11 protein-coding genes are annotated in these 8970 nt (G+C 57.4%); 9 read left to right on the forward strand and 2 right to left on the reverse strand.

Annotation, left to right across the window (positions count from 1 at the left end):
* The 4 genes from AAC035_RS14720 to AAC035_RS14735 form a co-directional block, all read left to right on the forward strand.
* Positions 1–221, forward strand: a 221-nt coding sequence (locus AAC035_RS14720; protein ID WP_339805444.1) for a hypothetical protein, incomplete at its 5' end; no start/stop codon positions are given.
* A gap of 2 nt (positions 222–223) precedes the next feature.
* Positions 224–586, forward strand: a complete 363-nt coding sequence (locus AAC035_RS14725; RefSeq protein ID WP_339805446.1) for a hypothetical protein — start codon at positions 224–226, stop codon at positions 584–586.
* 154 nt (positions 587–740) lie between these two features.
* Positions 741–1358, forward strand: a complete 618-nt coding sequence (locus tag AAC035_RS14730) for a hypothetical protein (RefSeq protein ID WP_339805448.1) — start codon at positions 741–743, stop codon at positions 1356–1358.
* Entirely contained in the window at positions 1358–2446 is a 1089-nt protein-coding gene (locus AAC035_RS14735; protein WP_339805450.1) for a rhomboid family intramembrane serine protease, read from the forward strand. The genes AAC035_RS14730 and AAC035_RS14735 overlap by 1 nt, the downstream gene beginning before the upstream one ends.
* Before the next feature lie 45 nt (positions 2447–2491).
* Here AAC035_RS14735 and AAC035_RS14740 read toward each other — a convergent pair whose 3' ends face one another.
* Positions 2492–3808, reverse strand: coding sequence for an MFS transporter (locus tag AAC035_RS14740; protein WP_339805452.1), 1317 nt, complete (start codon positions 3806–3808; stop codon positions 2492–2494).
* A 167-nt stretch (positions 3809–3975) separates the two neighbouring features.
* Between AAC035_RS14740 and AAC035_RS14745 the strand changes: the two genes are divergently transcribed.
* From AAC035_RS14745 to corA, 4 genes are all read left to right on the forward strand, one after another.
* Positions 3976–4413 (forward strand): PA2779 family protein, encoded by a 438-nt coding sequence (locus AAC035_RS14745; protein ID WP_339805454.1) that lies wholly within the window; start codon positions 3976–3978, stop codon positions 4411–4413.
* Between the two features lie 8 nt (positions 4414–4421).
* Positions 4422–5432 (forward strand): PA2778 family cysteine peptidase, encoded by a 1011-nt coding sequence (locus tag AAC035_RS14750; RefSeq protein ID WP_339805456.1) that lies wholly within the window; start codon positions 4422–4424, stop codon positions 5430–5432.
* Between the two features lie 177 nt (positions 5433–5609).
* Positions 5610–6896, forward strand: coding sequence for an MHYT domain-containing protein (locus tag AAC035_RS14755; RefSeq protein ID WP_339805458.1), 1287 nt, complete (start codon positions 5610–5612; stop codon positions 6894–6896).
* Positions 6897–6947: 51 nt separating this feature from the next.
* Positions 6948–8090 carry a magnesium/cobalt transporter CorA gene (gene corA / locus AAC035_RS14760; protein WP_339805460.1) on the forward strand — a complete coding sequence of 381 codons (1143 nt, stop codon included), beginning with the start codon at positions 6948–6950 and terminating at the stop codon, positions 8088–8090.
* A gap of 70 nt (positions 8091–8160) precedes the next feature.
* Here the strand turns inward: corA and AAC035_RS14765 are convergent, their stop codons facing one another.
* Positions 8161–8355: a DUF2892 domain-containing protein gene (locus tag AAC035_RS14765; protein ID WP_339805462.1), complete on the reverse strand. Its 195-nt coding sequence runs from the start codon at positions 8353–8355 to the stop codon at positions 8161–8163.
* A gap of 177 nt (positions 8356–8532) precedes the next feature.
* On the opposite strand from AAC035_RS14765, the gene AAC035_RS14770 reads away from it, so the two are divergent.
* Positions 8533–8970: cyclic nucleotide-binding domain-containing protein (locus AAC035_RS14770; protein ID WP_339805464.1), on the forward strand; the 438-nt coding region annotated here is incomplete at its 3' end.

Here is an 8970-nt window from a genome sequence, read left to right on the forward strand (position 1 = left end):
TTCACCGTAGCTGGAAAAACAATGATCCCAACTGGCAGCGCAAAGCGGTTGTTGAAGGTGTTTCTTTTGGAGCCGGCATCGGTATGGGCATGGTAATTGGTACTGTTATCGCGGTGACGCCTGTTGGGCTGGCTGTTGGAATAGTTGTAGCAGGTGCAACCGCAGTTGGAGCGGATTATTTGGTCAAGGAAGGTGTGAAGCGGATGTATGACTGGTGGTGATCATGACGGATGTTCCATTAGACATTTTTTTTGCCTTCACAATGCTCGGAGGCGTGGCAACCATGCTCCTTGGGCTTCTGGTTCTCAGGCTCACGTTAACCCGTCGCCTGAAGAAAAAGCTGAAGCCAACCGGCGATTACTGGGATAGCGGAACCATTGATTTCGGCTTTATCAATACCTCGCTGTTTGCCTGGGCCTGCGCAATACCTCGCGTCCAAAGGCTTGATAGATTCCAATCGATCTATCCTGGCCTGGAGGTCAGGTCCTTCGCGAACTGGCTTGAAAGGGCTGCCGCCTACGGGATTATCTACGGTGTGCTGGTGTTTTTTCTGAGCGCTCCTTTCTTTTTACTTTTTAAACCATAGCCATTTAATAAATGGCCGGATGGCCGGATGGCCGGATGGCCGGCAGGTAGCACTCGGTGGAGGCATAATAGACCTTTCCGCAATAATCCCTTATTCTCCCACCTTCGAAAATCACAACGCATGCTAATAAACAGCTTTCAGGGAGGATAAAGCAGTGCCTTTCTCTATTGCCAAAGGAACGGCCATTCGGCTAAACGCTACCAAACGACTTCGCGAAATGGACCACGGGGATCTGGTTAAATCCGGCTTCTGGGTCGCTCAGCTATGCGTGGTGCTGGCCACGGTCATCGGGGTTTACCTGGCCGCCAGCGCCGGTTTGCGACAGGCACTGATATTCGACAGCGTGACCAAGCAGGAAAGCAACTTCTACCTTCGCAAATCCGTCTACGACGAGCTGTCAGACAACGTTGTGGTGCTGCGGGCTTACGCGGATGACGTGCTGGCGCGCAATCCTCCCCAGTCTGAACTGCTGAACCAGCGCCCGCTGTTGTCCCGCTTTGTCTGGGAAGCGCTGCGATTTTCCCCCACTACCCTGGAAACACCAAGCGCCTTTCTTACGGGTGGTCGTCGCTTCTATCTGCAGGTGGACGACCTTATCGACAAGGCCGAATCCCGCACCTGGGCGGCCAGCCATGCGGCGAAGCGTCTGACGGACCTGCTGGATGATACCGAGCAGCGCCTGCTGCCCGAGCTGAAGGGTAGCTACGAGGCACTGGGCAAGCAACTGACGGACTATGGAGTTAACCTGGAAGTACTCAAGGAGACGTTGTAATGCCACGGAAGAAGTCATGCCCTCACTGCAGGGATGTGCGGCTGGAAGTGAATCACTATCAGGGTGAAGAGGTAGACCTGTGCAATCAATGTGGCGGGTTCTGGTTCGAAAAGGGTGATCTGAATTCGTTGATCGCGGCCCGCTGCCAGCACACGGATGAGGCGGACTATACCGCCAACCTCGGCTCGCCGCTGGAGCCTTCACACCAGAATTGCCCGGACTGCCGCCAGCCTTTGCAGACCTTCCATCTGTTGGAGGACTACCATGTGGATGTGGAGGTCTGTCAGCGCTGCGATGGTTTCTGGGTCGAGAAAGACACGGTCTCGAAGGTGGTGAAGTCAGCGGCGATCAAGCACGCTCTCACCAGTATGAATCAGGCCACCAGCTGGAAGACCTGGATTTTCCAGATGCTGTTGCAGATGCCGGTGGAGTACAACGTGAAGGCGCGCTCCACGCCCTGGGTCACCATCGGCCTGATCGTGGTGAATACCCTGATCTTTCTGGCCTACGGGCTGGATACGAATGCCACCAACTGGGTGATCGAGCACTTTGCCATAGCCCCTGCGGAAATTCAGGCCGGGGAACGCTGGTGGACCTTTGTCACCGCCACTTTCCTGCACGGCAGTTTTATTCATCTGATCGGCAATATGTATTTTCTCTGGGTCACCGGTGACAACCTGGAGTGCGCTCTGGGCCGCTGGCGTTTCCTGGGGCTGTATCTGGTGTGCGGAATACTGGCGGGGGCGGTCAGTGTGCTGGCCAATCTCGGTTCGCCGATCCCGTCGGTGGGGGCCAGCGGGGCCATTGCCGGTCTATTTGGCATGTATCTGCTGTGGTTCCCCAACGCCAGCCTGACCTTTATGTTCTTTGTCTGGCAGAAAAAGCTGGCGGTGGTCTGGTACTTCGGGATCTGGCTCGCCCTCAATCTGCTGGGCATGGTGTTGGATGGCCAGGGCGTGGATTACTGGGCCCACATCGGTGGTTTCGTGGTCGGTCTGGCCATTGGCGCTGGCCTGCGCCAGAAAGTGTGGGGCTGGAATCCTCTGCTGGCGCACCTGGCCGGGCCCGAAGTCCAGGTGCGGCGCTGAATCAGGTTGTCGCGGCATTCCTGAGGTTGACCGGGCTTGTAAGCCTCAGCCGGGGGTGACCATCATCCGCTGCTGGCTTTTGCGGGTGTACCAGCACAGGTAGATGGCGCCGCCCATCAGGCAGGCGGCGATGGCAAATACTTCCCGGAAACCGCCGGCCCATTCGATCAGCAGGCCGGCAAGGGCGGGCCCGATCAGCTGACCGATGGCAAAGAACAGGGTGATAAAGCTGACCGCCACCGGCGCCAGTCGCGGGTGGACGGTTTCTGTGCAGGCCGCCAGTACCGAGGTGAACAAACCCGAAACACACAGTCCCAGGATGACAAAATGCGCGGTGAAAGCAGGCAGGGTCGGCGACAGCACCGGCAATGCCATGGCCGTAGTTGACAGCGACATGCACACCACCAGCGCGTTGGAGCGGCCAATACGGTCAGATACCCAACCCCAGGCCGGCCCTGAAAACACCGAGAGCAGTCCCATCATCGACGCCAGCTTGCCGGCGGTGATGGCCGGAATGCCCGATGCCAGCGCATAGCTGAACATGAATATCGTCTGCACAATGTAGGTGCAGCCGATAATGCCGTAGATCAGGCCCACATTGATGACATGGGTATTGCGGTAAACCGCTGATTTGGCCGGCAGTCTGGCGCTTCCCGAGGGGCCATCGTCGGGCAGTGGCGGGTTCTTGAGAACCACCGAAACCACAATCATGACCAGAAAAGCGGCACCGGCAAACACCCACCAGACCGTGCGCCAGCCATCGTCCGGATCGGTTGTGGTGAGCCAGGGGACCAGCGTGCCCGCTATCAGCATACCCATGCCAACGCCACCGTTGGCGAAGCCGATGGCAGCGCCCCGTTTTTCCGGAAACCAGGCGCCCAGCAGCGAAATCAGCGGGGTGTATCCGAACGCAGTGCCAAAGCCCAGCAGTACCATCATGGCCATGATAACGAAGTAGTTGGAGGCCAGACTGAGGCCCACAAACCCGGTACAGGCCATGGCCAGGCCCAGAATAATGGCAAGGCGTCCGCCCCAGCGGGCGGCAAACACACCGGCAGTCATGACCAGGGCCAGGTAGCCCAGCGCGGTTACGGTGCCAAGGTTTGCGGCTTCCGGGTAGCTGAGGCCGAGCCCTTCCCGCATGCCGGGCAACACCAGGCCATAGGCAAGGCGTGCAAACACCACCAGTACAATGGTGCATAGCATGCCGGTGAGAACCATCAGGATCATCGGAGGGCGGTGAGCAGGTGTCATAGATCGTAGTCGTTTGTTGTTGGTGTGAGAAAGATAGAAGACTATCGGAAAGTAGGCGAACAACACAATCCCGAAGCGCAGGGAGTCCGCCACCGGAAAAAAGATCATGAAAAAATGCTTAGCAAAGGGTAATGATGAATATGCTATACATTGATCCGGCAGTCCGCCAATATAGAGACTGCCTGCGAGTTTCACAGGGTTTAACAAGGCCAGGCCGAAGCGCGCAGAATCGAATTGTAACAATCAGAAATACTGCAGTGGAAGGAAGCTTAGCCATGAAGTCAGTAATAGCCTTTCGTCGTCCTTTTGCCATTTTGATGATGGTACTTATGCTCTTTTCGACTGTGGGTGTCGCCCATGCCCAGGCCAGTGGTGCCGGTGCCGGAGTTCCTCCTGCCGCTGTTTCTACTGACGAAATCCTGACTGTTGAACAGGTCAAGGTAGACCGCGTCCAGCTGCTGTCGATGCTGGAAACCCAGGAAGTGCAGGATCGTCTTGCCGCCATGGGTGTTGATGCTTCCCAGATTGAAGACCGTGTAAACAACCTGACGCCCCAGGAGCTGGCAGAGTTTAACCAGCAGCTTGATGACGCTCCGGCGGCCGCAGGTGTTGGTGGTGTTGTGGGCATTATCGTGTTGTTCCTGGTGATCTTTGTCATTACCGACATGCTGTGTGCGACCAACGTCTACAGTTTTGTTAACTGTGTGAACTGACGTCAGACATGATTCTGAACGCTCGTTTCATGCGTTTGCTCACCGCCAGCCTTGTGCTGGCGGTGTTGTTTTCAGGTTGTGCCAGCCATACCCAGAAGCCTGGCGCCGCGCTCACGGCGGAGCTGGATTCTGCCTTTCGCCTTGGTGATGTGCCTTTTTATGCCCAGGATGAATACCAGTGCGGTCCTGCGGCGCTGGCAATGATGCTGGGGGCTCAGGGCCAGGCGGTATCGCCGGATGAGCTCAGGGAAAGTGTCTATATCCCCGGGCGTAAAGGCAGTCTTCAGGTTGAAATGGTCGCGACTGCCAGAGCCAAAGGCATGGTGGCCTATCCGTTACACCGGCACGTGGACGCCATCCTCACGGAAGTGGCGGCGGGACATCCGGTACTGGTGCTTCAGAACCTGCGCTTCAACTGGTGGCCCCAGTGGCACTTTGCGGTGGTGGTAGGGTATGACCTGGAGCGGAAAGAGCTGATCCTGCACTCAGGTCTTGATGAGTACAAGAGAGTTGCTCTTCCAACATTCGACAACACCTGGCGCCGGGGTGACCGCTGGGCCAGAGTGCTGTTGCCACCGGACCAGATTCCGGCAACCGCAGAACCGGTGGCCTTTGTCCGGGCGGTGCATGATCTGGAAATGACAGGTCGCCATGAACTGGCAAGGCAGGGCTACCAGAGCGCAGCGGATCAGTGGCCCGATAATCTGGCAGCAGGGTTCGCACTGGCCAATCATTCACTCAGCCAGAATCAGCCGGAACTCGCCCGCCAGGGGTTTGAACGGCTATTGACGCAACATGCCGGTGTCGCCGCTATCTGGTACAACCTGGGCCTGAGTCTCGACCGCACGGAGTGCCCGGCAGCGGCCATTCAGGCTGCCGCCTGTGCCTCGGCGCTGGCGCCTGACGACACGCGGTTTCGCACGGCGCCAGGTTCCGTACAAAATGACTCCACGCCAGCGGCCGGCGATGCCACTGATTGTCGGATCCCGGAGTGTCCGGTGAACCTCTCGCCAGAGTAGCCAATCTGGACGACTCCTTCTTCCACTCCGCTTACAGACAGTAACCCGTCCTTACAAAACCCTACCGCCGGTCTGTGGCCCGGCGAGGGGAAACCTCCGTAACTGTTTCGCGAGTCACATTGAGGTGTTCTGTTGGGAACACGTCATTCAGGTCCGGCAGTCCAGAGGTTAGTGAAGATGGGTCATTTCAACGGTTTGATGGTTTTGGCTTCCTATGGTGTCGCAGTGCTTGCGGCCTATAGTGCGTTGTATTTTGGTGCTCAGTTGACAACAGTCAGCGGGATCCGTGGTCGCCTGTGGCTGGGGCTTGGGGGGCTGACCATGGGAACGGGCGTCTGGACCATGCATTTCGTAGGTATGCAGGCCCATGGTATGTCAGCAACTCTGAGCTATGACCTTTTACTGACAGCGATTTCCTGGCTTGCCGCAGTGTTGGCATCGGCTCTTGCCCTGTTCATGATCAGCCTGCCAAAAGTGCAGGTTCGTCATATTGCACTGGCCACTGTGCTGATGGGTGGGGGCATTGTGGTCATGCACTATGTGGGCATGGCGGCGATGAAGATGGCACCGGCACCCTCCTATAACCCTTCCTTGTTGATCCTGTCGGTAGTCATTGCGTTGGCGGCATCGGCCGTGGCGATGGTGCTATGCCGGCGTCTACAGCAGGCCCCGGGCCGGCGGGCCTGGATTCTTCAGTTGGCCTCAGCTCTGGTGATGGGCGGTGCCATCGCTGGCATGCATTACACCGGTATGATGGCGGTAGTGTTGCCAGAGGATGGTGTGCCGGCGGCCGGCAATCAGCTGGCCGGGAACTGGCTGGGCTTGCCGCTGGCACTGATCATGTCGGTGATGGTAGCTCTGGCCGTTATGGCTTCTATCATGGACGTCAGGGTACGGATCGCTCAGGTTATTGCCGCAGAGCGGGAACGGATTCGCCTCGAACGACTGGCCTTTGTGGATGAAAGTACCGACCTGCCGAATCGGGCTGCAGCTGAGAAGCATATACTGGAGCTGATTGTGCAGGGGGAGGCCGTTGATCAGCGCTTTGCGGTCATTTATCTCGCGATCAGCAATTTCAGTGAAATACGGTCAGTGTTGGGCGCAGATCCGCTGGAGCGCGCTATGGCAGCAGTGACTGAGGATCTGCGACTGATTCTGAACAGCGGCTGTTTTATGGCTCGCTACGCCCAGGACGCGTTTATGGTGGTTGTCGAAGAACACGAAAACGCCCGGCATTCAGCGATGTTTCGCAGACTGCAAAAGCTTGAGGGCCAACTGAGTGTTCAGGGCATGGCTCTGGGCTGGGTCGCGGGGCAGAGTGTATTTCCTGATACCGGACGGTCCAGTCGTATGTTGGTGCGGGTGGCCATGAAAACCGGAAGCGTTGCTGAACTTGGCAAGTTTGGAACCATTCATCCTGCCTATACCCGGCCGATGTCTGCGCCACTGGCCGCTGGCGGCTGACGTTGCCGGTTGCGGCGCATTTTGCGCGGACGATCCTGCAAGTGGCTGATAATGTTCTATGATAGGTCTGTATTGCCCACAGCCGTACAGGCCATCAGAGAGCAGCATTTCATGGGTTATCTTCGCAAGAACTATCATGCTCCGGGCACGGCCCCGGGTACCCTGACCGCCACCCCCTTGCTTGCGCCGGGGGCCGGCGAGTTATCGATCCATCTCATCGATTACACTGCCGATCAGGTAGAGGAAGTTCACCTGGACTCGGCTGCGGACTGTACGCCTTATCTTGAGCGCAACTCGAAAACCTGGATGCAGGTAAACGGACCGGTGGATCCGGACACCCTGCGCAGTCTGGCAGAGCTGTTTGACCTTCATAATCTGGCTCTGGAGGACATTCTCAATACCGGTCAGCGTCCCAAGGTCGAGCAGTATGACGATCAGATGTTCATCACCCTGCAGTTGCCTGTCTACAAGGATAACCGGCTTGATCTGGTCCAGATCAGCCTGTTTGTGGGCGCCAGCTATGTCATCAGTTTCTGCCCGCTGTCGACGGATCCGTTTGAGCCGGTTCGTAAGCGCATGCGAAAGCCCAATAACCGGAATTTTACCTCCCGCGGTGTCGATTATCTGCTGTATGCGCTGATCGATCTGGTGATCGATGCCGGCTTTCCGGTGCTGGAAGATTTCGGGGACCAGCTGGAGCTGCTGGAAGACCGGCTGCTGTTGCGGCCAAGCCGGGAAACCCTTTCGGATATCCATTATCTGAAACGGGAACTGCTGATCATGAGGCGTATGTTGTGGCCCCAGCGGGAGTTAGTGGGGACCCTGTTGCGCACAGAGGCAGAACTGATTCAACCCGGCACCCATATCTATCTCAGGGATTGTCTGGACCATACCGTGCAGATCATCGAATTGCTGGAGAGCTTCCGGGAAATGGCCACGTCGATGCTGGACATCTATCTGTCCAGTGTCAGTAACCGCACCAACGAAACCATGCGGGTGCTGACCATCATCGCCACCATATTTATTCCGCTGACCTTTGTGGTAGGCATCTACGGGATGAATTTTGAGCACCCTGACAGCCCCTGGGCAATGCCGGAGCTGGGGTGGTACTACGGTTATCCCCTGGTATGGGGGATTATGATCGCAATTGTTGGAGGCCTGATCTGGTTCTTCAGGCGTCGCCACTGGATGTAGCTGCCAGAGGGCTGTCAAGCCCCCCGGCCGCGGTTGGGTATGGTCTGTGACCGGCCTTGCGGTGCCTGGCTTACTTGTTATCGACCGGGCAGGTCTTGATGCCGAGGATACTGTACAACGGGCAGTTGCCAAGGGCCGCAGTGACAAGCGGTATCACACCGATCCAGCCCCATGCGGTTTGTGGCCCGATGAAAACCAGGCTTATCAATACCAGGCCAATAACGACGCGAATGCTGCGATCGGCTGTTCCCATATTTTTGGTCATGTCCTACTCCTTGCTGAAGATGTGGTTTTGCACTGTTGTGGGGGAGCCCTCTCACGACGTATGGGCACGCTTTCATGGTATACAGACAGGGCCTGCTGCTCAGTGATAAAGTCACATTGGTTATAAGGATATAAAACTGTCCTGTTCTCTGTGTCGCTTTTTCAGGAAGGATCTGTCATGACCCATCACGCGCTGCTTGATACCCTGAGCCCCGACCTCCGTGCGAAAGCCCTGGCGGTGGCCATGCCGGTGGCTTTTGCGCCCGGGGACGTGGTATTCCGGGCCGGAGATGGCTGCCAGGGGTTGCCGATGGTGATGTCGGGATCAGTTCGCGTGCAGATGCTGGGCGCGTCCGGCCATGGCATTGTGCTGTACCGGATCTGTGCCGATGATATCTGCACCCTGTCCATCGGCTGTCTGATGGCCGGTCGCGGTTATCGGGCCGAAGCCCATGTGGAGGAGCCTACCCGGGCATTACTGATGCCAAAGCCGGAGTTTGACCAACTGATGGCCGCGTCAGCGGAATTCCGGCGGGAGGTCATGGCGTCCTATGGCCGCCGGCTGGATGATCTTATGCTGCTGGTGGAAGAGGTGGCTTTTGGCCGTCTGGATCAG

The sequence above is a fragment of the uncultured Marinobacter sp. genome, assembly GCF_963974375.1.
Lineage (GTDB): Bacteria > Pseudomonadota > Gammaproteobacteria > Pseudomonadales > Oleiphilaceae > Marinobacter.